The sequence below is a fragment of the Pedobacter sp. KBW06 genome, assembly GCF_003852525.1.
In the GTDB taxonomy this organism is placed as follows: domain Bacteria; phylum Bacteroidota; class Bacteroidia; order Sphingobacteriales; family Sphingobacteriaceae; genus Pedobacter.
In genome coordinates this window covers 1,251,702-1,275,054 of record NZ_QAJL01000003.1, presented here as the reverse complement: position 1 = coordinate 1,275,054, position 23,353 = coordinate 1,251,702, and the positions used below count along the sequence as shown (strand labels likewise).

Sequence of the window (23,353 nt, the reverse complement as noted above, 5' to 3'; positions counted from 1 at the left end):
GAATGATCAGGTTCGCTTATGAACCTTTTAAATAAACGAAGTGTTTTACTGCGCCACCATTAGGTTGTGGAGTTAAGGTAGATAAGGAGTTGGTAATGTACGTTAAGATGTTCGGGGTGAATGCAGCTGACGGGGTCGTTGCAGTTTCACCAAGAAGATAAATAGAACATACGTCAATCCCATTCAGACACAAAGGATCTACAGTGATTCTTCTGTAACTTGCAGGAACAAGTGGATCTTTACCTTGTCCCAGGTAGGAATACCATGAATTAGCCATAATAATAGATGCTTTTATTCATCAAAAAGCAACAAAAACTTTTTGTTTAATGCCTACTCTGTTCAGGGTTTTCGGCATCCCCCTTTTTTTTAGAATTTCCAGATCTGCTTATGAGCCTTTTAGATAAACGAAGTGTTTTACCGGGCCGCCATTAGGCTGCGGGGTCAAGGTAGACAAGGAGTTGGTAATGTACGTTAAAATGTTCGGGGTGAATGCAGCTGACGGAGTCGTTGCAGTTTCACCTAGAAGATAAACAGAACAGATGTCAATCCCATTCAGACACAAAGGGTCTACAGTAATTCTTCTGTAACTTGCAGGAACAAGCGGATCTTTTCCCTGTCCCAGGTAGGAATACCATGAATTTGCCATAATAAAGGCTGCTTTTATGTATCAAAAAGCAACAAAAACTTTGATTTTCGCCTACTCTGATCAGGGTTTTCGGCCTCTCCCTTCATTACTCTGCGGTTAAGCAGGGCTGTCATGGTCTTATTCTGAAAATATCAAACTATTGATATATGATCATGTTCTGAATTCAACTTGACGATTCACCTTAGGGTCGACCATTGAGGTAAAATCTTTGTTCGATTGATATACGAATTTACGTTGATATTTGATAATTTAACAGGGGCATATGTCCCCGAATTACGGATTAACCGCAGCAGCCGCTTTTCATGTATACAAAAAGTTTCAAGCCTCCACCAGCAGCAATCGGTTGCGGTGATCCGTTGGTCAGGGCATTACTGATGTACGTTAAAATGTTCGGGGTAAACGCAGCAGAAGGAGTAGTTGCAGTTTCACCAAGAAGGTAAATAGAACAAATAGCAGGACCACAAACACATTCGGGTTTTACTGTCATTCTTCTGTAACTTGCGGGAACAAGTGGATCTTTTCCAGCTCCCAGGTAAGAGTACCATGAATTTGCCATAATAGGTATGCTTTTATAAATTAAAAAGCAATAAATTTTTATTCCTACCTACTCTGTTCAGGATTTTCGGTGTCCTCCTTCGTTACCCATCTACTGATCAGAAATGTTGATTGATCATTTTCTGAATTTACTTTAGCAGTTAGTTCTGAATGACTGTTAACCACAACCACCTTTCAGGTATACAAAGAGCTTTACCCCTCCTCCGGCGGCAGTAGGCTGCGGTGATGCGGTAGTCAGAGCATTACTAATGTAACCAATCATGGTTGATGTTAAGGCTGTCGAAGGAACTGAAGCCGTTTCGCCAAGAAGGTAAATGGCACAAATATTAGGGCCACAAATACAACTAGGTCTCACCGTTATTCTTCTGTAACTTGCCGGGACAAGAGGATCTGTTCCTGCTCCGAGATAAGCGTACCATGAATTTGCCATAAGTCAGGAAGCTTTTGTACATTAAAAAGCAACAAAAATTTTAATAGTACCTACTCTTTTTCAGGGTTTTCGGTTTTCCCCTTAGTGTTTGTTTATCAGATAAGTATAGTACTAATTTACGTCAGCTTCGGCTAATTTGCTAGGGTCATAAGTCCCAAAATGGGTTTGAGAAGTGATATTATTTCCCAGCTTCTTCGACAGCTTCTTCCTTTATGCCGGAAGCAGGTATGGCAGACATTCGAACCTCTAGTGGAACTGGTGGAAAGATAGAGTAGGGCTGTCCTTTTCCACGGGCTAAAGCGCGGATAATGTAAAATAGCAATCCGGGAGTTCCCTCAATGTCGGGTCGGTGTAATGGATCATCTGGAATTTCATCTGCAAAAATAGCGGCCAGATAAGGACCGTCTACAGTATCCGGTGCTTTGTCTAAAATTTGATAGCTGTCAGCGTCACAAATGTCAAGTTCATTGTTGATAAATTGATACCAGGGCATATGATTAATATTAAGAGTTTGGCCTGTTTTGTTCAGGGGTTCCGGCTTTCCCCTCGTATGTAACCTCCATCCATAAAACTGCATGTTTTTTATGTTTAGGATTTTCAAATGGTTTTAATGTAGTATTAGCAGAATGTAGGGTTGCGATAAAGCCTTTAGTATAGTCATGTGCAAATAATGTAGCACCTGAATTCCAGATGTAATCGTAATCTTCACCAATCTGCAGGTCTTTAAAAGGATGTTCCAGCCAGAAGCTTTTTCTATAGGCCATTGTTGCTCCGGAAAGCCATGGACGCTCTTGTTGCAGATCAGCATACCGCCAGAATTTGCCCATCAAAGGGGAGAAAAATGTGATGTCATTTAGTCCACAAATATCAGCTTTAGAGCTTTCAAGCGCCTGAAGCTGCCGGCTGATCCAGTCAGATGCATACCAGTCGTCGTCATCCCAGTGCATAATGATTTCTCCTTTGGCACGTTCACAGGCATAATTGCGTTTTTTGCCAATTGTTCCTATCGGATCGCTATAAAAGTAACTGATCCGTTTACTTTTGGGGAGCAGATGTTCAATGGATTCCTTTCCATCATCAATAATAACCAACTCAGTATTCCGGTAATTTTGAGTTAAAAAATATTCGGCTGCATAAGGAATAAACTTAGGACGGTTTGCGGTTGGCATGATACAGGATACATAAGGTGTACTCATGAGCTTAGTTTTTTTTCGGATTCCAGGTTGTTCCTTTTTTCTTATGTCTGGGATTTTCTACCGGCTTGATGCTGGTATTGTGGGCATGAAGAATTGATATAAAACCTTGAAAGTAATCAAGGGCAAATGTCTTTGCTCCGGAATTCCAGACAAAATCGTAATCTTCACCCACCTGAATATCAACAAATGGATGTTCCTTCCAGAAGGATTTCCGGTAAGCCATAGTTGCACCACAGAGCCAGGGCTTTTCCAGGTCGGAATCTTCATAGACCCAACGTTTTTCTACCGAAGGAGAATAAAATAATACGGTGTTTAACCCGGTAATATCAGCACCGGAAGTTGATAAAGCCTCTACTTGTCTGCTAATCCAGTCGGGAGCATACCAGTCGTCGTCGTCCCAATGCATGATAATTTCACCTTGTGCCTTGTCACAGGCATGATTACGTTTAACGCCGATTGTTCCCAGCGGTTCGGAATAGAAATAACGGATTTGGGGATGGTTAGGGATCAATGCCTTTGCAGATTCAAGTCCATCATCTATGATGATAAGTTCTTTGTTAGGGTAATCCTGATCAATGAAATAGTGAATTGCAAATGGAAGAAATTTTTGCCTGTTTGCAGTAGGCATAATACAAGATACAAGTGGTGATTCCATAAATTTTCCGATGTTGTTTTGAATAGAATGATATAAATTGTTGAAGCTTAAATCGTAAGCAATTCCATGAGTTTCTTCCTGATTTCCTCGCTCAATACTTCACTTTTGGAAGTGAAGTATTCAAAATGTTTATAGTCCCATGTATTTTTACCATGGTAAATGTAGACGTAGAGAAACGGGGCATCCTCTATATGAAACAGCATTTTTTTTGAGGAAAGGAATTTGATCACATGGGTATCTTCAGCCTTATTTGTGTAGCCATACTGGTTTTGCATTAACACTTCCTTTTTACATAAAATAGTACCATCCCAGGTATATGGAAATGAGAGGTAAGCCTGTTGGTTAATGACATCAAGTAAAATGATACGGGTAAGCACACTTGCCTGATATCCGGAGCCCTTGGTTTGCATACTGTTAAATTGAAAGGAAAGGCGGCTGGAGTGATACCAGTCGTCGTCATCCCAGGTGCAAACGTAGTCGCCCTTACTTTTTGCGATAGCTTGATTTCTGGCATAACCCAGGGATTCTTCTTCTTCACGTTCCATCGAAATCAGTTGGATTTCCTGATTCTGATAATTTTTAATCAGCTCCCGGCTTAGTTTATCCCCTTTTGGATAAGAAATGACCATTTCTTTATTGGGATAGTTTTGTGAGATAAAATAAGAGATTGCTTTCTCAAGAAGTACAGGTCTGCGGTTGGTAATGCAGATGCAGGAAATCAATGGATAGGTTTGTGCCATAGTGGAGAGGGTTAGCTGGTTTTCAGATAGACATATTTTTTTGCCCCCGTGGGACTTTCAGGCTGAAGCTGTCCGGTTATCAAAGCGTTTCTTATGTACCGCTGCAGGTTCTCGGAAAGAGGAGATTCCAGGCGGAAAGTATCAGCATCGACATAAATAGCACATATTTTATCGCCGCAAAGACAGGTATGTTTAACAGTCACCTGAGCGTAGTTAATGAAAGAGGTGGGGTCTCCAAATCCGAGATAAGTATACCATGATCTTGCCATAATGTTGAAGATTTGTTTATTTTAAAATTAGATAAAATCGGAAGGGTTAAATAGGGCCAAATGTCCCAAAAACATAGGTGTACGTTTCTAATGATCCGGTGTTGTGAAAATATAATGTCCGGTATCAATTATATCCTTTACAGTGTCATTAATGTCATCCATGGGTTGATTATCCGAAAGATAAGGGATACGCTCAGCAGATGTGGAAGTGTCCTCTGGTATCTCATTATAAATGTAAATGTACAGATGAGGCGCATGAGAAATATGATACAATACGTTTCTGGAAGAAAGAAAATGAATTACCGGATTTTCGTCAGCTCTTTCGATATGCATATAGCTGGCTTCAAGCAGAAGTTGTTTTTCACAAAAGAGTGTTTCCTGCCAATTCGCATACCTGGAGCAATAAGTCCGTTGATGTTTAAAATCAAAGATAAGTACATGCATTAGAATACTGGATTTAAAAGGACTTTTCCTAAGCGCCGTGTATTGATCTGAAATCCGGCTTTCGTGATACCAGTGCCCCTCGTTCCATATGCATATATACCTGCCGGTAGCAGCATTAATAGCTATGTTTTTAGTGAATAAAGGTTCTTCCTGTTCTGAATGCTCGATCCGAATCATTTTAATGATTGACATTGCTTCAATCCGGTCTGCAATTATTCTAGTCAACAGATCCTCCTGAGGGTAGCAAAGAACGAGTTCAGTATTTGGATAGTCCTGTTTTCTAAAACAGGCAATCGCTCTTTGTAACATCAGTGGTTTGTTACTGGTGATACATATACAGGATATAACAGGATGTTGGTGCTTCATTTGAGTAAGGTTTAACCTATCTCCTAAATTAATGGTAAATATAAATTGAGGATAGGGCCAAATGCCCCAAAATCTAGCGACCTGGCTAAACGACTCGGGTTTTTGTTAACTTGATTTTTAATTCAGTGGTCTTATTTCAGGACTAAATAAAATAACTATGGAAATCATTAGAAAAATAAAAAAGCATGAAATGTTAAGGCGCTGGGCAATAGGAGAAGTATATGTAGAATATTTGTCTGCAATGGCTGATCCCGCTGCTCAGGAAACTTTAAAATGGTTGCAATCAAATAACCCAAGATTGGAGAGAAAAGGGATTAAAAGAAGCTTGAAGCTACACCATTTGTCTCTGGTAGATTGTCTGCCCCTAAAAATCAATTGGTACTTAGCAAAAATGGAGTTGAAAAAGTCAGAACTCAATAAGCTATATACTTTGCCTGTTCCGGAATTGGCGAAAATCACAAATTTCACTTACCGTGTACCCTATGCGGCGAGAATTGTTCAAAATATCCCTTCCCTGAATTTAAGGATAACCGGTATTATTAATTCTTTTAAATCGGATACCAGTCAGGTACAGTTGTCGGGAATTACATTTATTGCTAAACAGAAAGATGGCCCATATACCATAATTGAGGGAAACGGAAGATCAATTGGTTTGTATAATATCTTATTTCTTCAGAAAATGAGCGTCCTTAAAGAAGGCTATGTGGAAATCGTCCTTGGACTTTCAAAAGAAGGCATTCAGTATGTCTAAACTGGATAAATTACAATAGGTAGTATTCCAGGCTGGTCAGGCCTGTAATGCTATCATTTAAATGTACAGCTTCAGGCCAATTCTGAAGAGCGCTAATGTCTTCGGAAGAGGTATTGCTCTCGTGGCAAATATGAACAATCAGATGCGCTTTGTCGTTGATTTCGGCTAAAGCTTCTATAGGGATGAGATCGTCGAACACCCAGAATACTTCCCATTGCTTCTGATCATTGATTTGTTGCAGTAAAATTTGTTTCTCGCAAATTAGTGTTTCTTCCCAATGGTAAAAAGGAGAGGCGTAAGTCTTCTTGCTATTATAATTAAAAAAAAGAATTTGCTTCAGTATGGAAGCTTTGCTACCGAGGGAACTAATGACATGGTATTGATCAGACAGCCTGCTTTTATGATGCCAGCTATGATCGTCCCAGATGCAGATATATTGCCCTGTTGCTGCCTTTATAACATTGTTTTTGGCGATATGCTGATTCTCAAGACCAGAACGTTCGATCCTGATGAGTTGTATGTCTGAAATCTGTGCAATTTTATTGAGAAGATTGCTTGTTAAAAGATCCTCCTCAGGATAAGAAACCACGAGTTCTTTATTTGTGTAATCTTGCTTTTCAAAACAGGCAATTGCTCTTTGTAAGATCAGGGGTTGGCTTTCAGTGAAACAGACACAGGATATAAGAGGTAATGACGAATTCATAGAATGTTATCTGGACTTTTATAAAGTACGTTTTATTGAACTATGCGATATTGTTTCGGGTTCACTACGTCCTGAACCTGTGCATTGATATTTTCATCCACAAGGTTGAGGAGCATAAAATGAAGATTAAAGTAACGTGTTCCCGATACGTTGTCGCCGTGATAAATATAGATGTAAAGCTGTGGCATTTCTGCAATGCGGAACAGTACATTTTTCGAAGTTAAATATTGGATGATAAAATTGTCTTCCCGCTTTTCAAGATCAGGATAACTGGTTTGTACGAAGGTCTGTTTTTCACATAGAAGAGTACCTGCCAGTTCCTGATAATTGAAGTGATAAGTTTTGTTGTCGGGTGCATTATATAAGAGTACATTTAATAAAATGCTTGCCTTAAAGGTGCCGCTTTTAAGAACCTCATATTGCTGAGAAACCCTTTTACTGTCATACCAATCATCATCATCCCAGATGCATATATATTCACCGTTTGCTGAAGCAATCGCATGATTCCTGGCTGTCCCTAGTTTTTCTTGTTCCGGGCGCTCTATTTTGACCATTTTAATATTTAAAATTTCTTCTATACTGTTTAAGATATTTCTGGTGGCTACGTCACTCTGAGGGTACGAAATCACCAGCTCTTTCGTGGGATAATCCTGGCTATCAAAACAGAAAATGGCTCTCTGTAATAGCAATGGCCGGTTATCAGTGATACAAATGCAGGAAATTAAAGGGATATGTAAGTTCATGAGATTGTTATTTTAAGCGTTGACAGACAGTTCAATAATTACCGAATTTCCAAAATAGGACCTTCCTGGAATTTCTTCTGTTAATATTCTGCTGTCATATCCGAGAAGCCCGGCGATGAACATAATATCTTCAGCACTGAAAATACGGTCCTGGGAAGTAAATTCTATAGTTTCTGTGCCTGTTGAAGATTCCAGTATCAATTTTATTGGCACTATTGCATTGTAGTCAAAAGGATTCCAGCTAATCTTTTCGCCTGGCCAGGCATATTTAATGACCTGATCAGTTTTCTCTGAGGTTTGAAGTTCTTCTACATGAATTTCCGGCGAGGCCAAATACTCCATCATCTTTTCAATGTTGTGGATTTCGAGAAAAATTCTGCCATTTTTATTTAGTAGGTCTTTCATATAGCCAAAGGCCTCATAGACACCTTTCATTGTCATGTTGCTGAGACCATGGTACAAACAAAGGATGCAATCGAACTTTACTTTTTCTGTGCAAATTAAAATTGATTCGGGTAGGTTTCCAACGATATATTGTTCTGCTTTTTTAAAGCCTGAACTCAATGCGAGTGTCTTCATTTCATTACTGCCGTCTATTGCCCAGACATCGATACCTCCTTTGTTAAGCGCTTCTATACTGTGAAATGATTGTCCGGCAAATAGCTCCAGCATAGACCTGCAGGGATTAGCAGGAGCATATAAACCCAATATGCATTCAAGTTGTGCTTTAAAATCTCTGTGATTGCTCATTGCAGCGTAATAGCCGGCAAATTCTTTATATAATTTATTATCCATTTTTACGGGGTTGGTTTTTTCTAAGGTTGTGAGATAAATACCTGTAACTTTATGGGATTGGCATCAGCACAATTCATTTGATATGGTTCTTCAGCTGGTGATTTTTAAGATTGGTTACCTTCAAGACCTTTTGGTTGATCTCCTGATCCAATAAAGTGCTTTGCAGAAGATTGTAATTGAAGCTTGCTTCTCCAAGTGCGTTGCCACCATGGTATATGAATATGTAAAGGCCAGGTTTGTCTGTCAAATGAAACAAGACATTGTTTGACAACAAATAACGGATTACTGAATCTATTTCTTCTTTGTCGGTGTCAGAACAGTTGATTTGCATCAATACTTCCTTTTCACAAAGCAATGTTCCCTGAAAATAGCGGTATAATGAGTAGTAAGTTTCTTTAATCTCTTCGTCATGAATTAGTACGTTCATCAGGACACTTGCCTTGAATGGTCCATTTCTCAGCACTGAAATTTGTTGGGAAATTCTATCCATACCGTGCCAGTCGTCATCGTCCCAAAAACAAACGTAAACTCCGTTTGCAACCAAAATAGCATTGTTCCTTGATGTCCCTAATTTTTCCTGTTCAGGATGTTCTAATCGTATGATTTTTGTTTTAAACACCTGTTCGATCTGGTCTACAATGCTCCTTGTAGCCACGTCATTTACTGGATAAGAGATAACCAGTTCCCTATTTGGGTAATCTTGCCGGTCGAAACAAGCGAGAGCTCTTTGCAATAATGATGGTCTGTTCTTAGTAATACATATACAGGAGACTAAAGGATCTTGGGTTTTCATAACGTTAAAGGTTAGAATCTTAATGCCCTAAATTACCCTGAAATCTATGCTTCTAATAGGGCCAAATGTCCCAAAATGTGTAGGTATTTCTTAAAGCTTATCCAAGTTTATATCTTGGATAAATCAATATTTTTACTAACCTTAAGCGCTGATCAAATATGAAAATCAAATTTTTTTCGGATAACGGTAAGACCGAAAATTTGTTGAAAAGGTTCATGGACAACTATCATGTCTATGATGAAAGCTTACAATTCACGACCAATGAAGATTATAATTATGCTGTAGTTTTTAACAGAACCTATCAGAAGATAAATGATAATGCAAAAGTAATTACGATTATTCAGGAACCTTCCTGGAGTTCAGTCCATATTAATAATCAATTCCTGACCAATAGTGATTACTTAATTATCCACGACCGTGAAATCTTTGAAAATCTCTATCAGATTGAATTGGGAAAGAAGGTTTTTGAAGCTCCTTCTTATATGTTTTTTCACGACCATGTAGATAAATCTTTTTTTCAGATAGCCGAACAGGTGCCCAAAACGAAGAAATTATCTATGATTGTCTCTTCCCTGGCTATAGACATCGGTAATTATGGGAAGCGTTTGCGGCTACTTCGCCGGATATTGGCCTCCGATCTGGACATCGATATTTATGGGAAAGGATTTAACCTTGCCGATGAACGGTACATGGGAATGCTGGAATTTAAGCATACCGGTCTGTTGCCTTATGAGTACTCCATAGCTGTCGAAAACTCACAGGAGAGAAATTACATCACTGAAAAATTTGTAGATTGTGCGCTTTGTAATACAATCCCTATTTATAGTGGCGCACCTAATGTTTCGGAAGTCTACAATGAAAAATATTTCAGGACCATCAACCTGGACAGTCCTACAATTATTGACGACATCAGGGAGATCATTAAAATTCCTGCACCGAAACAAGACGTAGATAACAATAAAGACCGGTACTTCCAGCAAAGAAATGCCTATCAACTGATCAAAGACATCGTAAAGCTGGATTCACCATCCGATTAAAAACAAAAAAGTCGGAAGAGTGCTCTTCCGACTGTAACCCGGCCAAGCCGCGTCTGATTCTATTTATACATTTCTGCTCTTAACTGAGCCACATCTTCACTCGTGATGTACTCATCATAGCTCATCATCTTATCAATTACTCCTTTAGGAGTCAATTCAATTACTCTCGTCGCCACAGACTCCGTTAAAGCATGATCTCGTGAAGTAAACAGTGCTGTACCTTTGAAATCCTTCAATCCATTATTTAACGCCGTAATCGACTCTAAATCCAGGTGATTCGTTGGCTCATCAAATAACAACAGGTTCGCATGTCTCAGCATCATCTGAGAAAACATACAACGCATCTTCTCACCACCTGATAAAACCTTTACGTTTTTCAATACTTCTTCACCAGAGAACAACATTCTTCCTAAGAAACTTCTTACAAACTGCTCATCCTGATCTGTTCCTGAATATTCACGCAACCAATCTACCAGGTTTTCATCTTTACCTTCAAAATAAGGCGTATTGTCATTCGGGATATCTGCCACATTAATGGTTACCCCAAATTTAAACTCTCCTGTGTAATTTTTCTCACGACCGGTCAGTACGTTATAGAAAGCGGTGGTAGCAAGGCTATTCTGAGAAAGAACGGCAATCTTATCACCTTTATTCACCATGAAGCTAACGTTTTTAAACATCACTTCTCCATTTGAAGTATTCGATAGATTCTCGATCTGTAAAATCTGGTCTCCCGCTTCTCTTCCTAAATTGTTGAACAGGATCGCAGGGTATTTTCTACTTGACGCTTTAATCTCAGAAATATCGATTTTATCTAAAGCTTTCTTACGTGAAGTTGCCTGTTTAGATTTCGAAGCATTCGCACTAAAACGCTGAATGAATTCCTGAAGTTCTTTAACTTTCTCTTCCAGTTTTTTATTCTGATCACTGCGTTGTTTCAAAGCAAGCTGACTTGACTCATACCAGAAAGTATAGTTACCTGAATAAATACTCATTTTGCTAAAGTCAATATCAACGATATGTGTACATACCGCATCTAAAAAGTGTCTATCGTGAGATACCACCAATACGATACTTTGATAGTCTGCAAGGAAGTTTTCTAACCAGGCAATGGTATCGATGTCCAAATCGTTGGTAGGCTCATCCAGTAAAAGGATATCCGGGTTACCAAATAAAGCCTGTGCCAAAAGCACACGTACCTTTTGGTTACCATCCAACTCTTTCAGTTGTTTATAGTGGTGTTCTTCTTTGATCCCTAAGTTACTCAACATGGTTGCAGCATTGCTCTCCATGTTCCAGCCGTCCATTTCTGCAAACCTGTTTTCCAGCTCACCCGCACGTTCACCATCTTTATCTGTGAAATCTTCTTTCAAATAAATGGCATCTTTTTCCTTCATGATGTCGTACAATTCCTTGTGACCCATCATTACGGTTTCAATCACTGTAAATTCATCAAACTCATAATGGTTTTGTTTTAAAACCGCCATACGTTCGCCGGGAGTAAAAGCCACACTACCAGAAGTCTGGTTTACTTCACCTGAAAGAATTTTAAGGAAGGTTGATTTACCTGCGCCGTTAGCCCCAATTACCCCATAGCAGTTGCCATGAGTGAATTTTAGGTTCACATCTTCAAATAAGGTACGTTTTCCGTAACGGAGGGATAAGTTTGAAACTGAAATCATATTGCTGAAAAATAAGCCGCAAAGGTAGTTATAATTTATAAAATGATTTGACTCGGGATTTATTAGTTTTGATCTTTAAATTTCAATGACTTGACACGCGACGAATTAACAGCAAGATTGAATGCTTCAATGGAAGCGAGAATGGTGCAAATCCTGACTGGCATTGCCGATTCTAAGTTGGAAAACCAGGAGCAATACGATCAGATAAAAAGCCTGATCGATCTCACCTTTCATCCAAAGAAAGAAGTAGGGTTCAGGGCTGCATGGACGCTCGAGTATATCTTTATGAACCACCACTGTGCCGGAGATCACCTGGAAGATCTGCTCAGCCGTTTTCCGGAGCAGAAAAACCCGAGCTGTATGCGGCACTATGGGAAAATTCTCGCCTGGCTGACTGGCAAAAAGTCAGCAGGGTTAAAAGAAGGACAGCTGGATAAAATTGATTTCGACCCGATTATTGACATCCTCTTCACCTGGTTGATTGATGAAAAGGTATTGGTTGCAACTAAAGTTCATGCCATGCAGGCATTGGCCAATTTGGCTCCGCGTTATACCTGGATTAAAGAGGAACTGCTGCAAACCATAACCCATCTGGAAGACCGGGAAAGTATTGCCTTTTTCGGAAGGGCGAAACAGATCCGGAAAGCCCTGAAAAAAGTTAAGATGGAAAACAATGACCTTTAGCAAACAAAAGAGCAGGCGATAATGCTATTTTTGTCAATGAAAATAATTACATCTTAAGAAAGATCCATGGAAAAAGAAATAGATATATTAAGCCGCATTATTAAACGTCGCCGCAGTATTTTCCCTGTCAGCTATACCACAGAGGAGATTCCTGTAGAACTGATCAGACAAATCCTGGAAAGTGCGAACTATGCGCCTACACATAAGCTGACTGAACCCTGGCGTTTCACCGTCTTCAGAAATGAAGGGAAAATGAAACTGGGAGCAGAGCTGGCCAGACTGTATAAGGCAGCAATGCCGGAGCATCAGTTCCTGCAAAAGAAATACGATAGCATTTTGGAGAAAGCGGCGCAAGCCAATTGTATCATTACTTTAAACGCAGCATTACATACCGATAAAATTCCTGAATGGGAAGAATTGGCCGCATTGGCCTGCGCGGTACAGAACATGGCCCTTACTGCTGAAGCTTTAAATATTGGTGCTTACTGGAGTTCACCGGGAATGATCGAAGACCTGAAAGGGTTCTTAAACCTCGGTGATCAGGAGAAATGTTTCGGACTTTTCTATATGGGATACCATAACGAAGCCCCAAGAGAGGCAAAAAGAACGCCCATTGAAGATAAAGTTAAATGGGTAGAATCGTAATTTATGCAGGACATTAAAGAGAAATTATACCTCCTTTGTTTAAGCTTCGTAGAACAAAGAATCCAGACCGCCGAAACGGCATTGGAACAGTCGAGGGAAGCCAGTAATGATGATACAAAGAGCAGTGCCGGAGATAAGTTTGAAACCACACGGGAAATGATGGCGCAGGACATCAGCAGGAATAAAAGCCTGTTGATGGATGCACAGCAAAACCTGCAGCTTTTAAATGCGATTAAAGATACACCGGAAAATGACAGGGTGAGAAATGGAAACCTGGCTTATACTTCCCAGGGTACTTTTTACATCAGCATTAGCGCCGGACAACTGCAACTGGATGGAGAAAGTATTTTCGCCATTTCCGCAGCCTCGCCGATTGGCAAGCTGCTTATAGGAAAGCAAAAAGGAGATACCTTTGCTTTTAATGGCAAAGATTATCTCCTCAATAAGATTATTTAAAACTTTTATTGATGCTGTTATATAGATTCCTGGCCGTATAAGTTCCGGGATCTATAATACGGCGGATCGTAAACAAAGGATAGTTCGGATCCCGCTTCGTAGACAGAATAAAAGCAGCTTTGAAGCCATGTTCTTTTAATTTGTGCAGGTTCTCCGCTTTAGAAACCCCATAAGGATAAGCAAAATATTCTACCTTCTTACCGGTAATGGTTTCCAGCGTTTTTGTTGGTTTATCAATCTGAATTTCCCAGTCTTCATCTGTAAATTGAGCAAAGTTCTTATGGTTCCAGGTATGACTGGCGATGACATGCCCTTCATCAGAAAGCTCTTTAATCTGTGCCTTACTCATGTAACGTGGCCTGCCGATAGAAACAGTCATAATGAAAAATACCCCTTTAAAACCATGTTTCTTTAATTCTTTTGCACCTACAGTATATTGATCCAGGTCCGTATCATCAAAGGTGATCATAATTGGTTTTTCAGGAAGTTTCTTCCCATAATTCAGGTAATCATATAGCTCATCCGGCAAAATGGTATGGTAACCACTATCCGCCAGCATTTTTATATGCTGACTGAAATTTGCAGGTGGAATAATATCATCATGTGCACGTTTGGAATCGCTGGCTTTCCAATCCCTGATCTGGTGATAACAAAGCACAGGAACTTCTTTTTTAGCGATTACCTCTGCTGCGGTAGCAGGCTTACTGCTTAAGCTGTCTTTAACAACACTTGTACTGGCAGATGCAGAAACATCTGCAGCAACTGCATTTTCTTTACCTGCCTGGCTATTGCCCACACAGGCAGAAAGGCTCAGCGCCGAGAAAGCGGCCACTTTTAATAAGGTACTTTTCATAAACATATCTTCTGTAGGTAGACGCTCCGCTTAGAAGCTGTTTTTAATGCTGTTACTTAATGTTTTTGAACTCCAGTAACCGCTGGCAATGATTCTTCTGATGGTAAATAATGGATCATTTTCATCACGTTTGGTTGCCAGGATAAAGGCCGATTTCATCCCTCTTTTTTTAAGTTCAGGAATGGCTTCCGGATTCCATAATCCAAAAGGATAGGCGAAATGATGAATGTTCTTACCAGTGATCTCTTCTAAAGTTTTTGTTGGTTTCTCAATTTGTGTTACCCAATCCTGTCCCTGATATTTTTTAACATTATGGTGATCCCAGGTATGGGAACCGATTACATGACCCATATCAGAAAGTGCTTTTACCTGATCTCTGCTCATGTAATTTGGTCTTCCAAGCGAAACAGTCATCACAAAGAATACCCCTTTAAATCCGTATTTTTTCATTTCCGGAGCGGCAATGGTAAACTGATCAAGGTCAGTATCATCAAAAGTCAGCATGATGGGCTTGCTTGGCAATTTTGTACCATTGTTTAAATAATCATAGAGCTGATCAGGAAGGATTGTATGATAACCACTATCGGCCAGCATTTTCATATGGTCTTTAAAGGTCGCAATAGGAATAATATAATCTTTAGCCCCTTTGGAGTCTTTTGCCCTCCAGTCGCGGATTTGATGATAACATAAAATAGGAACCTGCTTGCGTGCAAGAATGGTTTTTGCATCGGCAACTTTCATTTTAGAGATGTCGCCGGTAGCCACCTGGCCTTCTTCAGCGGCAGGTGTATTTGTGCCGTCTGTAGTGGTCGTCAGCGTGTCTTTTGTATTTTTGTCAGTGCCGTTGCTTTGTGATTTTGACTGGCATCCTGCAGTAAAAATTAACGCCGCAGCGAAAAGGGGTAGGAAGGAGTATTTCATAAATAAGTATTTGATACAAAACTAAAAAATCAATCCTGATTTACTCATAAAATTTGCAATGCATGATTTGCCATTGCTTTCGGGATATTTGCGCATTTGCAGGTTGTTCAGTTCGCTGATAAAAAGCCATGAAAAGGTCTTCCTGGCCAATTCCGGGCTCGTAAACCATCCATTGAAAATTAGGGAAAGACCAATTGTGCCCGAACTCATCTTCAATACATTGTTAAAGGACCTGAACATAACGAAGAAAACTATCGCATTTATTACAAAGAAGGAAGCTGCTATTCCGTCGGTAATCAATAATTTAGACGGTTTATTAAAAGGCACAAATGAAGAAACTTTACACACCACTTTTATTGTCGCTTTGTATGGGGTACGGTGCGATGGCACAAACCAAAACTTTCACCATTACAGAGTCAACAGTAGCCGCACCGAAAGCCAATTACCAGCTGGCATCGAGATTTTCACCTGCAAAGCTTAAGAAAATGGTCTACTCCACCGCGGTAGATCCACATTGGCTGAAACTGAGCAATCGTTTTTGGTATGAATATGAAACACCATCCGGAAAAGAATGGTACCTGGTAGATCCATCGGCGAAGACAAAGAAGAAAATTTTTGACAATGCAAAACTGGCGGCAGAGATCACCACGATCATTCGTGATCCTTTTGATGCACAACACCTGCCTTTGGAAAACCTGAAGTTTTCCAGCGATGAAAAAGCCGTTACCTTTGAAGTGAAAAGTTCCATTGACGAGCTCAAAAAGGATAGAAAAGACAAAAAAGCTGCGGATTCTATGCAGAAAAAGATCTATTTCTTCAATTATGTGCTGGCCAGTGCAAAGCTAACTGAAGTATCTAACTACGAAAAACCTAAAGCAAAACCGACCTGGGGCTCGGTAGCTCCGGATTCTTCAGCCATCATCTTTACCAGGAACTATAACCTGTATTGGATGGACAAAGAGAATTATAAAAAAGCCGTTAAGAACGAAGAAGATAGTACCATCGTAGAAAACCAGTTGACTAAAGACGGACTGAAATTCTATTCTTATGGAAGCAATGGCGATGGTGAAAATAATGAAGAGAACGAAAAGAACAATAAAAAGAGAAGAAGGGCCTGGGTATTATGGTCGCCAAATTCTAAATATTTTGTATTAAACAGATCAGATAGCCGTAAGGTGAAAGACCTTTGGGTGATCAATAACATCAGCGCAGGAAGACCGACACTGGAAACGTATAAATACCAGATGCCTGGTGAGCCGGAAGCACCAATCGACGAAATGTTGCTGTTCGACTTTAGCGCAAAAACCTATAAAAAGCTAAATACCGCAGCCTTTAAAGACCAGAGTGTTTCCGCCTGGGGAGCGCCTGCGCTAAATAAAGACAGAGATAACGAATTCAGACCGTCCATCTGGTTGGGAAATAACAGTAAAATCTATTTTTCAAGGACCAGCAGAGACCTGAAAAGAGTAGATGTTTGCACCGTAGATATTCATACGGGAACAGTTGCTCCACTGATCGATGAACGCTTCAATACTTATGTGGAAGTGAATCGCCCGGGATTGGTAAACGATGGTAAAGAAATCATCCACTGGTCGGAACGCGACGGATGGGGACATTTTTACCTGTTCGATGCTGCGGGGAAATTAAAAAATCAAATTACCAAAGGTGCTTTCCATTGTGAAGACATCGTTAATATAGATGAGAAAAACAGGGTGCTTTATTTTACTGCCAATGGCAGAGAAAGTAAAGAAGACCCTTACTATGTGCATTTATACCGCATCAATTTTGATGGCTCCGGAATCAAATTGTTAAACGCCGGCGACTATGATCATGCCATCAGCATGAATGATGAAGCGAAATTCTTTGTCGATAACTTTTCCAGAGTAAATACAGCACCTAAAGCGGTGGTGATGGACAATAACGGAAGAGTGGTGATGAACCTGGAAACTACAGATCTATCCCTGTTAATGGCCACAGGTTATAAATTTCCTGAGCCTTTCAAAGTGAAAGCTGATGATGGCATCACGGATATTTATGGTGTAATGTACAAACCATTTGATTTTGATCCCAGCAAGAAATATCCAATCATCGAGTACGTCTATCCAGGACCTCAAACGGAAGCGGTAAATAAAGCTTTCAGTAAAAGTATGGACAGAACGGAACGCCTGGCACAATTCGGTTATATTGTGATTACGGTAGGTAACCGTGGTGGCAATCCTGCCAGATCAAAATGGTATCATACCTTTGGTTATGGTAACCTGCGTGATTATGGGTTGGCAGATAAAAAAGCTGCGGTTGAGCAATTGGCCGATAGAAATCCATTTATCGATGCGAGCAGGGTTGGGATCACAGGACATTCCGGTGGTGGCTTTATGTCGACTGCAGCGATGCTGGTTTATCCTGATTTCTTTAAAGCGGCAGTTTCCAATGCAGGAAACCACGATAACAGTATCTACAACCGTTGGTGGAGTGAGAAACACCATGGCGTGAAAGAAATCATTTCCGCAAAAGGCGATACTACCTTTAAATATAGCATAGATAAGAATCCTGATCTGGCCAAAAACCTAAAAGGACACCTGATGCTGATGACTGGTGATATTGACAATAACGTACATCCTGCAAACACCATCAGGGTAGCAAACGCCTTAATGAAAGCAGGTAAAAGATTTGAGTTCGTGATCGTTCCTGGTCAACGCCATGGTTTCGGTGACTTAACTGAATATACGTTCTGGAAACTGGCAGATCATTTCAATAAATACCTGATCGGGGATTTTTCCCAAACTGATCAGGTAGATGTTGTGGAGATGGAAAGAGAAATAGAACAGAAAAAATAATTCTGGTATTAAAATAGCCTGTGCGCTTTGCGTCCTCAAATCTTTTGAAAGAAAGATTTGCATGTCCTTAAAGCACACAGGCTATTTTATTTCAAATGATACTCCTGAGCTACTGTCGGGGCAATTCCAGGCATCATTCAGGGCATTCCTGCTGAAATATGGTAACCATTACTGAATCTCGATTTTGATATGGACCAATCCATGAGGAGTAATACAAAAAAAACGATGTGCTTTAAGGACATCGTTTTTTTATATCAGGGTAAAATTATAGCCCTAATTTCTTTTTCAATTCTTTAGACAAAGCTGCCTTAGGTACCACTAAACTAACGGTATTGATGGCAAAGTAAGGTTCTGAAACTTCGATATATCCTTTAAACGGACCTACATCGCCCCATGAATTCTTCACTTTAAAAAAGTACTTGCCATCGCTGCTTTGGTCCAGGCCGGTCAGGTGCATTAAGTGATCATCCTGAGTGGTCAGATCTTCGTATAACTGCTGACGTAATTCCGGAGAATAGGCCGTCTCCTTTGCATTCGGATTTAAAGTAGCTGCTTTTACATCTGCCTCATCAGCAAACATCATCGCATATCCTTTCTTTTGCTGGAAGTTTTTGCTGCTCACATCGGCATCCCACATAACGGTATATCCGTCTTTAAGCGCTGTTTTTGTCAGGTTTACCATTTCGTTCAATGGAAGGTTATAAAATGATCCGTTGGCGAAGTTATCCGGCGCTTCCAGGATGAACGGAGCATAATAAGGATGATGCGTAAAAGAAGAAATGTTTACATAATCATTGGCATCAAACTTTAATACCTCTTTTGCAAAAGTTTTTGCCGTATAATTTTTCCCTTTATAATCGAAAGTTGCCGGAGGAGTTCCGATTTTCTGATCCAGGATTTCCTCATAACCTTTTAGCCAGTTGGCATCAAGAGGACGTTTTTTTAAGACCTGGTCAAGGTAAGTTTTCAAGGCTTCTTCCAGTCCGCTATGGTTGGGGATTTCTCCGCTTACTCCCTGGAAAGCCTCCTGAGGCATGGCACCATATAAAGAAACCGCACGGATGAGGTCATGTCCCAGTCCGCCTTCGCCAAATTGAGCTTTCCCCTGACGAAGAATATAATTTTTAGCTTTTTCCAGGTAAATGTTACGGGCAGTATACATTTCGGAAAGGTTAAATTCTCCCAGTCCTTTACGCAGTTCTTCCGATTCTATTAAGGAAGTTGTGGAATAGTTCCAGCAGGTGCCCGACTGTCCCTGGTTCTTAACTGCAGTCGCAGCATTATCCTTGATCGTTTTCAAAGGGTTTTCCTGTGCATTTACGGAAAGTGTAAATCCGATGCCGCAGGCAATTAAAAGTATTTTTTTCATCAGTCTATATTGTTTTTTTTGATTTTTAATGGTTCTCAAGAGCTCCCAAAATCGGTTTGTAAGGTGATGAAGTGATCATCGGCGACGGTTTCATGAGAATATATAAGTTAGCCATAGCTGTAAACTGCTTTCATTGCTAAAATTAGAAAAAAATCCCTAAAAATAACAAGCCCGGACAAATTGCCCGGGCTTGTTCATCTAACCAAATCTATTTAAGTAGAAATGCTTAAAAATGTAACTGTATACCGATTTTTGGAGAGAAGAAGTTCGCACCAAAGCTGAACTCATCATAACCAGCACCTTTTAATTTGTTGCCATTTCCGTCTTCTTTACGAAGGTTGTTGTAGTTTAATCCGTTTAAAGCAAACTCGATACCGATTTTCTTAGTAGGGTAGAATGCAAAACCTGGAGATAAAGCAACACCTATTTCTGTAGTAGAAGCAGTTTTAGCACCAACTTTACCGTCTGCGTTTACTTCTTTGTCTTTACCAAATGCCATTGGAACCGATAATTGTCCGAAGAATTTGAATGACTCAGAAAGGTTTGCATAATAACGGCCAAAAGGACTAACTACAAATGCTGTGTTTTGGTTGCCCATTTTGGTCACTGTTCCTGAAACAGTACCACTGGTTTTGCTGTAACCATAACCTATTCCGGTACCTACTGCGAAATTATCTGCTACAAAATAACCAACACTGGGAACGATCTGGAAATTTGTGTTTGATTTAGCGCCTGAAGCATCGCTTTTTTGAGTATCGAATGCAACATTACCACCAACCATAATTTTTCCTTTTTCAGTTTGTGCCTGAGTACTAAAAGCGAATGCAGAAACTGCAACTAATGATAATAATAATTTTTTCATCTTCTTATTTTTTAATTGATTAATCAGGTCATTTATTGTTTTATATATTCTGACCATTGATGTCATATAGTCAACTGCTGTGCCAAATGAAATGTCTGCTCAGGAGTTATAAATGGACGTTTTATGTAACTTGTTAATTGATAAGTGAATAAGATTTATGGTGAAATATCTTTATTATTTTGCCGTGACAATCGCCTGAGGTTTGTCATTTTACCGTCTTGAAATGATATAGTCAGTCTGACTTATTTTGTAATATTGTCAGCTTGTTTTGTACGCTTTTTGGCACAGATCCTGACAAAAAGGATGTGCTAAAAAGCAAACATTAGAATTCTAGGTTGTTTTATTTGAAAATAATTCTAAATTCATAAAACCTTTTTACCCTTCTGAAACGTTAATAACACATGAGATTATTAGTAGAACGAAAACCGGTTAAAGTATATCCTGATCCAAAACGAGTGATCGCGCGTTTCTTTTTTAATGGAGACGAAAGAGCAATAGAAGTTGTTAAACATGTCATGGCGCTTTCCGACCAGGAAGTCTTTGGAATCATTTCTCCTTTATTGCAGGAGTATTCTAAACGGCATAGAAACATTACCAAAATCTTAACAAGACATTGTAAGAAGGTCGTCAATGCGATTAACGATGCCGGTTTTGATCCCGAATCTCTGGACAAATACCAGCGCCTGCTCATTGGTTCGTATTTTACACATGAATACTCCATCGAGTCAGCCGCCTTTTTTAACCCATCTATTGTAGAAGATCCCGACCAGTCTGAACTGGTAGAAGGAGAGAAAAGAGTCATCATCAGCTTCAGGGCCGTAGGTGAAGGGCATATTTCCTCTGTTGTCTTTCGCAGAGCCCTCATAGACAGAGACAATAACATTACGGTAATTCCTGCCGGAAATTATATTGATGAAGCTGAGGTGATTAAAAATGCGGTTTATAACAAGAAACTCTTCCTCAAAAAAGCTGCAGATTCCAAGATTGATATTGAGATCCTCGATGAGCTTGGCAAAAAACTGGAGGAAAAGTTTGATTATGCAACTTTAAGAAGGATCATTCTGGATACTAAGAACCTGCAGGAAAATGACCTAAGGAAGTTGGAATATGATAAAATCCTATGGCTGTCTGACACCTACCATGAGATCAGTTTCTCCAGGGATACAGACATTTCCGACCGCGTAATCTTTCCCATCTCAGAATTTGAACGCAAAGGAATTGAAGACGCACGCTTTGTCCGTTTTGTGAAAAGCGATGGTTCTGTGATTTATTACGCCACCTATACTGCTTTTGATGGGGCGATGATCATGCCGAAGCTCCTTCAGACCACAGATTTTTATGATTTTAAAATCAGCCCCCTGCATGGGATTGGTGCCCAAAATAAAAACCTTGCCCTTTTCCCCCGCAAAATCAACGGGAAGTATGCCATGATGTCCAGAATTGATGGCTGGAACAATTACCTGATGTATTCGGATAAATTAACCGTTTGGGATAATCCTGTAAAGCTGCAGTCACCAATGTTCCCCTGGGAATTTATCCAGATTGGCAATTGTGGTTCCCCGATTGAAACAAAAGACGGATGGCTGGTAATTACCCATGGGGTAGGACCGATGCGCCGCTATTGTTTGGGTGCGAGTTTATTTGATCTGGACGATCCTTCAATTGAGATTGGCAGGTTAGATGAACCGCTGGTTGTTCCTAATAACGACGAACGGGAAGGGTATGTACCCAACGTATTGTATTCCTGCGGTTCTATCATTCATAACGATGAGCTGATCATTCCTTATGGCCTGTCGGATTATTGTTCCTCTTTTGCTTCGGTTAAGATTGAACTGGTGCTCGATAAGCTGAAAAGCTCTGCCTGTGCCATTGCAGCAAGGGAAAAAGCAGAGGCAATGAAAGAAGAAACTAAGAAGTAACAGATAATATTTGATGGTAGAGGCTGATATAGTCCTTTACCATCCTTTCCTGAGAAAAACGGCTGACTGCCCATTCCCGGCATGCCTTCCTGTCGATCGTATTCAATTGCGCAACCGCAGCTACCGCGCTTTCCATCTCTTTAACCAGAAATCCAGTTTTCCCATGTTTGATCAACTCTGGCATGGAACCCCTGTGATACGCGATGACCGGAGTTCCGCAAAGCATGGCCTCAGCAACACTCAAACCGAAAGGCTCTTCAAAGCTGATGGGGTGTAATAGCGCGCTGGCGCCTCTTAAAAGATCGTTCCGTTGTTCTGGTCCGGCGGCACCTAAAAATTCAATGTCGGCGTTTAAAAATGGTGCTATGCGGGTATTGAAATAGTCCTGGTCCTGGATGATACCTGCGATGAAGAGTTTGCGCCCGCTTTGAATGGCAATTTGAATCGCTTCGGCGGTCCCTTTATCAGGATGAATCCGCCCGAAGAACAAAAGATAGTCTTGAGGATGATCATTGAACACAAAAGCAGTGGTATCAATTCCATTATAGACTGTTTTTAAGTATTTAAGCGAAGGATGCCGGTCGGAATCACTGATCGAAACATAATATCCATGGTCATTGTATTTTTGATAAACAGGGATGATCTTTTCCGAAGAAAATCCATGAATGGTCGTGATCATGGGCGTTTCAATTAAACGGGAATAACTCAGGGGAAGAAAATCATAATGGTTGTGGATCAGGTCGAAATCACCGGCTTTCTCCATCAGGTTGCTGATGTGTAAGCATTCTATGACTTTCGCGTCCTGATCCCGGTTTTCTTCGTAACCCTGCGCAATTACCGCATCCAGCTTTCCCAACGTAATGGAATCACCTGTGGCAAAAAGGCTCACTTCAATTCCCGCTTTTACCAATCCTTCCGTTAGGTTGGAAGCCATTTGTTCCCATGGCCCGTACTGCCTTGGGGGAGTTCTCCAGGCTACGGGCGCCAATACAGCAATCTTCATAT

28 protein-coding genes are annotated in these 23,353 nt (G+C 40.3%); 7 read left to right on the top strand and 21 right to left on the bottom strand.

What is annotated here, in order from left to right:
• Window positions 1-16 precede the first annotated feature (16 nt).
• The 10 genes from DBR43_RS20170 to DBR43_RS20125 all read right to left on the bottom strand — a co-directional run bounded on the left by DBR43_RS20170 (window position 17) and on the right by DBR43_RS20125 (window position 5,301).
• Complete coding sequence (locus DBR43_RS20170; RefSeq protein ID WP_124584080.1) at window positions 17-277, bottom strand: hypothetical protein; 261 nt, start codon at window positions 275-277, stop codon at window positions 17-19.
• 108 nt (window positions 278-385) lie between these two features.
• Window positions 386-646, bottom strand: coding sequence for a hypothetical protein (locus DBR43_RS20165; RefSeq protein ID WP_124584077.1), 261 nt, complete (start codon window positions 644-646; stop codon window positions 386-388).
• 280 nt (window positions 647-926) lie between these two features.
• Complete coding sequence (locus DBR43_RS20160; protein ID WP_124584075.1) at window positions 927-1,202, bottom strand: hypothetical protein; 276 nt, start codon at window positions 1,200-1,202, stop codon at window positions 927-929.
• 156 nt (window positions 1,203-1,358) lie between these two features.
• Window positions 1,359-1,631: a hypothetical protein gene (locus tag DBR43_RS20155; protein WP_124584073.1), complete on the bottom strand. Its 273-nt coding sequence runs from the start codon at window positions 1,629-1,631 to the stop codon at window positions 1,359-1,361.
• Between the two features lie 178 nt (window positions 1,632-1,809).
• Window positions 1,810-2,124: a hypothetical protein gene (locus DBR43_RS20150; RefSeq protein WP_124584071.1), complete on the bottom strand. Its 315-nt coding sequence runs from the start codon at window positions 2,122-2,124 to the stop codon at window positions 1,810-1,812.
• A 10-nt stretch (window positions 2,125-2,134) separates the two neighbouring features.
• Window positions 2,135-2,827, bottom strand: a complete 693-nt coding sequence (locus DBR43_RS20145) for a glycosyltransferase family 2 protein (protein WP_124584069.1) — start codon at window positions 2,825-2,827, stop codon at window positions 2,135-2,137.
• Window positions 2,828-2,831: 4 nt separating this feature from the next.
• On the bottom strand, window positions 2,832-3,482 hold the full coding sequence (locus DBR43_RS20140) for a glycosyltransferase family 2 protein (RefSeq protein ID WP_124584067.1): 651 nt from the start codon (window positions 3,480-3,482) through the stop codon (window positions 2,832-2,834).
• 47 nt (window positions 3,483-3,529) lie between these two features.
• Window positions 3,530-4,222 carry a glycosyltransferase family 2 protein gene (locus tag DBR43_RS20135; RefSeq protein WP_124584065.1) on the bottom strand — a complete coding sequence of 231 codons (693 nt, stop codon included), beginning with the start codon at window positions 4,220-4,222 and terminating at the stop codon, window positions 3,530-3,532.
• Between the two features lie 11 nt (window positions 4,223-4,233).
• Window positions 4,234-4,491: a hypothetical protein gene (locus DBR43_RS20130; protein ID WP_124584064.1), complete on the bottom strand. Its 258-nt coding sequence runs from the start codon at window positions 4,489-4,491 to the stop codon at window positions 4,234-4,236.
• 87 nt (window positions 4,492-4,578) lie between these two features.
• Window positions 4,579-5,301, bottom strand: coding sequence for a glycosyltransferase family A protein (locus DBR43_RS20125; protein ID WP_124584062.1), 723 nt, complete (start codon window positions 5,299-5,301; stop codon window positions 4,579-4,581).
• A 157-nt stretch (window positions 5,302-5,458) separates the two neighbouring features.
• Here DBR43_RS20125 and DBR43_RS20120 point away from each other — a divergent pair, with 157 nt between their 5' ends.
• Window positions 5,459-6,052 carry a hypothetical protein gene (locus tag DBR43_RS20120; protein ID WP_124584060.1) on the top strand — a complete coding sequence of 198 codons (594 nt, stop codon included), beginning with the start codon at window positions 5,459-5,461 and terminating at the stop codon, window positions 6,050-6,052.
• A gap of 10 nt (window positions 6,053-6,062) precedes the next feature.
• On the opposite strand, the gene DBR43_RS20115 is transcribed toward DBR43_RS20120, so the two are convergent.
• The 4 genes from DBR43_RS20115 to DBR43_RS20100 form a co-directional block, all read right to left on the bottom strand.
• Window positions 6,063-6,755: a glycosyltransferase family A protein gene (locus DBR43_RS20115; protein WP_124584058.1), complete on the bottom strand. Its 693-nt coding sequence runs from the start codon at window positions 6,753-6,755 to the stop codon at window positions 6,063-6,065.
• 32 nt (window positions 6,756-6,787) lie between these two features.
• On the bottom strand, window positions 6,788-7,498 hold the full coding sequence (locus DBR43_RS20110; protein WP_124584055.1) for a glycosyltransferase family 2 protein: 711 nt from the start codon (window positions 7,496-7,498) through the stop codon (window positions 6,788-6,790).
• A gap of 12 nt (window positions 7,499-7,510) precedes the next feature.
• Window positions 7,511-8,293 carry a hypothetical protein gene (locus DBR43_RS20105; protein ID WP_124584053.1) on the bottom strand — a complete coding sequence of 261 codons (783 nt, stop codon included), beginning with the start codon at window positions 8,291-8,293 and terminating at the stop codon, window positions 7,511-7,513.
• 73 nt (window positions 8,294-8,366) lie between these two features.
• Window positions 8,367-9,086 carry a glycosyltransferase family 2 protein gene (locus tag DBR43_RS20100; RefSeq protein ID WP_124584051.1) on the bottom strand — a complete coding sequence of 240 codons (720 nt, stop codon included), beginning with the start codon at window positions 9,084-9,086 and terminating at the stop codon, window positions 8,367-8,369.
• Between the two features lie 158 nt (window positions 9,087-9,244).
• On the opposite strand from DBR43_RS20100, the gene DBR43_RS20095 reads away from it, so the two are divergent.
• On the top strand, window positions 9,245-10,123 hold the full coding sequence (locus DBR43_RS20095) for a glycosyltransferase family 10 domain-containing protein (RefSeq protein ID WP_124584049.1): 879 nt from the start codon (window positions 9,245-9,247) through the stop codon (window positions 10,121-10,123).
• A gap of 59 nt (window positions 10,124-10,182) precedes the next feature.
• Here the strand turns inward: DBR43_RS20095 and DBR43_RS20090 are convergent, their stop codons facing one another.
• A complete protein-coding gene (locus DBR43_RS20090) occupies window positions 10,183-11,805 on the bottom strand; it encodes an ABC-F family ATP-binding cassette domain-containing protein (RefSeq protein ID WP_124584047.1) in 1,623 nt (540 codons plus the stop codon).
• 90 nt (window positions 11,806-11,895) lie between these two features.
• Here DBR43_RS20090 and DBR43_RS20085 point away from each other — a divergent pair, with 90 nt between their 5' ends.
• The 3 genes from DBR43_RS20085 to DBR43_RS20075 all read left to right on the top strand — a co-directional run bounded on the left by DBR43_RS20085 (window position 11,896) and on the right by DBR43_RS20075 (window position 13,590).
• The gene (locus DBR43_RS20085) at window positions 11,896-12,489 is read left to right on the top strand and encodes a hypothetical protein (protein WP_124584045.1); all 594 of its coding nucleotides are present in this window, start codon (window positions 11,896-11,898) and stop codon (window positions 12,487-12,489) included.
• Between the two features lie 66 nt (window positions 12,490-12,555).
• Window positions 12,556-13,134, top strand: coding sequence for a nitroreductase (locus tag DBR43_RS20080; RefSeq protein WP_124584043.1), 579 nt, complete (start codon window positions 12,556-12,558; stop codon window positions 13,132-13,134).
• 3 nt (window positions 13,135-13,137) lie between these two features.
• Complete coding sequence (locus DBR43_RS20075; protein ID WP_124584041.1) at window positions 13,138-13,590, top strand: 3-oxoacyl-ACP synthase; 453 nt, start codon at window positions 13,138-13,140, stop codon at window positions 13,588-13,590.
• Here DBR43_RS20075 and DBR43_RS20070 read toward each other — a convergent pair.
• From DBR43_RS20070 to DBR43_RS20060, 3 genes are read right to left on the bottom strand one after another with little or no spacing between them, the layout of a single operon-like run.
• Window positions 13,583-14,443: a polysaccharide deacetylase family protein gene (locus tag DBR43_RS20070; protein ID WP_124584039.1), complete on the bottom strand. Its 861-nt coding sequence runs from the start codon at window positions 14,441-14,443 to the stop codon at window positions 13,583-13,585. The genes DBR43_RS20075 and DBR43_RS20070 overlap by 8 nt on opposite strands.
• 30 nt (window positions 14,444-14,473) lie before the next feature.
• Complete coding sequence (locus DBR43_RS20065; RefSeq protein ID WP_124584037.1) at window positions 14,474-15,364, bottom strand: polysaccharide deacetylase family protein; 891 nt, start codon at window positions 15,362-15,364, stop codon at window positions 14,474-14,476.
• 21 nt (window positions 15,365-15,385) lie between these two features.
• Window positions 15,386-15,691 carry a hypothetical protein gene (locus DBR43_RS20060; protein WP_124584035.1) on the bottom strand — a complete coding sequence of 102 codons (306 nt, stop codon included), beginning with the start codon at window positions 15,689-15,691 and terminating at the stop codon, window positions 15,386-15,388.
• A gap of 2 nt (window positions 15,692-15,693) precedes the next feature.
• Between DBR43_RS20060 and DBR43_RS20055 the strand changes: the two genes are divergently transcribed.
• Window positions 15,694-18,198 carry a S9 family peptidase gene (locus tag DBR43_RS20055; RefSeq protein WP_124584033.1) on the top strand — a complete coding sequence of 835 codons (2,505 nt, stop codon included), beginning with the start codon at window positions 15,694-15,696 and terminating at the stop codon, window positions 18,196-18,198.
• A gap of 265 nt (window positions 18,199-18,463) precedes the next feature.
• Here DBR43_RS20055 and DBR43_RS20050 read toward each other — a convergent pair whose 3' ends face one another.
• Both DBR43_RS20050 and DBR43_RS20045 read right to left on the bottom strand, forming a co-directional pair.
• The gene (locus tag DBR43_RS20050) at window positions 18,464-19,567 is read right to left on the bottom strand and encodes a C1 family peptidase (RefSeq protein ID WP_124584031.1); all 1,104 of its coding nucleotides are present in this window, start codon (window positions 19,565-19,567) and stop codon (window positions 18,464-18,466) included.
• A gap of 226 nt (window positions 19,568-19,793) precedes the next feature.
• Window positions 19,794-20,429 carry an outer membrane beta-barrel protein gene (locus DBR43_RS20045; RefSeq protein ID WP_124584029.1) on the bottom strand — a complete coding sequence of 212 codons (636 nt, stop codon included), beginning with the start codon at window positions 20,427-20,429 and terminating at the stop codon, window positions 19,794-19,796.
• 401 nt (window positions 20,430-20,830) lie between these two features.
• Here DBR43_RS20045 and DBR43_RS20040 point away from each other — a divergent pair, with 401 nt between their 5' ends.
• Window positions 20,831-22,348 (top strand): glycoside hydrolase family 130 protein, encoded by a 1,518-nt coding sequence (locus tag DBR43_RS20040; protein WP_124584027.1) that lies wholly within the window; start codon window positions 20,831-20,833, stop codon window positions 22,346-22,348.
• Here the strand turns inward: DBR43_RS20040 and DBR43_RS20035 are convergent.
• On the bottom strand, window positions 22,338-23,351 hold the full coding sequence (locus DBR43_RS20035; protein WP_124584025.1) for a glycosyltransferase family 4 protein: 1,014 nt from the start codon (window positions 23,349-23,351) through the stop codon (window positions 22,338-22,340). The genes DBR43_RS20040 and DBR43_RS20035 overlap by 11 nt on opposite strands.
• Window positions 23,352-23,353 lie beyond the last annotated feature (2 nt).

Coding starts and splice junctions, on each gene's coding strand:
- DBR43_RS20170 (WP_124584080.1), bottom strand. CDS start 277: ATGGCTAATTCATGGTATTCCTACCTGGGACAAGGTAAAGATCCACTT.
- DBR43_RS20165 (WP_124584077.1), bottom strand. CDS start 646: ATGGCAAATTCATGGTATTCCTACCTGGGACAGGGAAAAGATCCGCTT.
- DBR43_RS20160 (WP_124584075.1), bottom strand. CDS start 1,202: ATGGCAAATTCATGGTACTCTTACCTGGGAGCTGGAAAAGATCCACTT.
- DBR43_RS20155 (WP_124584073.1), bottom strand. CDS start 1,631: ATGGCAAATTCATGGTACGCTTATCTCGGAGCAGGAACAGATCCTCTT.
- DBR43_RS20150 (WP_124584071.1), bottom strand. CDS start 2,124: ATGCCCTGGTATCAATTTATCAACAATGAACTTGACATTTGTGACGCT.
- DBR43_RS20145 (WP_124584069.1), bottom strand. CDS start 2,827: ATGAGTACACCTTATGTATCCTGTATCATGCCAACCGCAAACCGTCCT.
- DBR43_RS20140 (WP_124584067.1), bottom strand. CDS start 3,482: ATGGAATCACCACTTGTATCTTGTATTATGCCTACTGCAAACAGGCAA.
- DBR43_RS20135 (WP_124584065.1), bottom strand. CDS start 4,222: ATGGCACAAACCTATCCATTGATTTCCTGCATCTGCATTACCAACCGC.
- DBR43_RS20130 (WP_124584064.1), bottom strand. CDS start 4,491: ATGGCAAGATCATGGTATACTTATCTCGGATTTGGAGACCCCACCTCT.
- DBR43_RS20125 (WP_124584062.1), bottom strand. CDS start 5,301: ATGAAGCACCAACATCCTGTTATATCCTGTATATGTATCACCAGTAAC.
- DBR43_RS20120 (WP_124584060.1), top strand. CDS start 5,459: ATGGAAATCATTAGAAAAATAAAAAAGCATGAAATGTTAAGGCGCTGG.
- DBR43_RS20115 (WP_124584058.1), bottom strand. CDS start 6,755: ATGAATTCGTCATTACCTCTTATATCCTGTGTCTGTTTCACTGAAAGC.
- DBR43_RS20110 (WP_124584055.1), bottom strand. CDS start 7,498: ATGAACTTACATATCCCTTTAATTTCCTGCATTTGTATCACTGATAAC.
- DBR43_RS20105 (WP_124584053.1), bottom strand. CDS start 8,293: ATGGATAATAAATTATATAAAGAATTTGCCGGCTATTACGCTGCAATG.
- DBR43_RS20100 (WP_124584051.1), bottom strand. CDS start 9,086: ATGAAAACCCAAGATCCTTTAGTCTCCTGTATATGTATTACTAAGAAC.
- DBR43_RS20095 (WP_124584049.1), top strand. CDS start 9,245: ATGAAAATCAAATTTTTTTCGGATAACGGTAAGACCGAAAATTTGTTG.
- DBR43_RS20090 (WP_124584047.1), bottom strand. CDS start 11,805: ATGATTTCAGTTTCAAACTTATCCCTCCGTTACGGAAAACGTACCTTA.
- DBR43_RS20080 (WP_124584043.1), top strand. CDS start 12,556: ATGGAAAAAGAAATAGATATATTAAGCCGCATTATTAAACGTCGCCGC.
- DBR43_RS20075 (WP_124584041.1), top strand. CDS start 13,138: ATGCAGGACATTAAAGAGAAATTATACCTCCTTTGTTTAAGCTTCGTA.
- DBR43_RS20070 (WP_124584039.1), bottom strand. CDS start 14,443: ATGAAAAGTACCTTATTAAAAGTGGCCGCTTTCTCGGCGCTGAGCCTT.
- DBR43_RS20065 (WP_124584037.1), bottom strand. CDS start 15,364: ATGAAATACTCCTTCCTACCCCTTTTCGCTGCGGCGTTAATTTTTACT.
- DBR43_RS20055 (WP_124584033.1), top strand. CDS start 15,694: ATGAAGAAACTTTACACACCACTTTTATTGTCGCTTTGTATGGGGTAC.
- DBR43_RS20050 (WP_124584031.1), bottom strand. CDS start 19,567: ATGAAAAAAATACTTTTAATTGCCTGCGGCATCGGATTTACACTTTCC.
- DBR43_RS20045 (WP_124584029.1), bottom strand. CDS start 20,429: ATGAAAAAATTATTATTATCATTAGTTGCAGTTTCTGCATTCGCTTTT.
- DBR43_RS20040 (WP_124584027.1), top strand. CDS start 20,831: ATGAGATTATTAGTAGAACGAAAACCGGTTAAAGTATATCCTGATCCA.
- DBR43_RS20035 (WP_124584025.1), bottom strand. CDS start 23,351: ATGAAGATTGCTGTATTGGCGCCCGTAGCCTGGAGAACTCCCCCAAGG.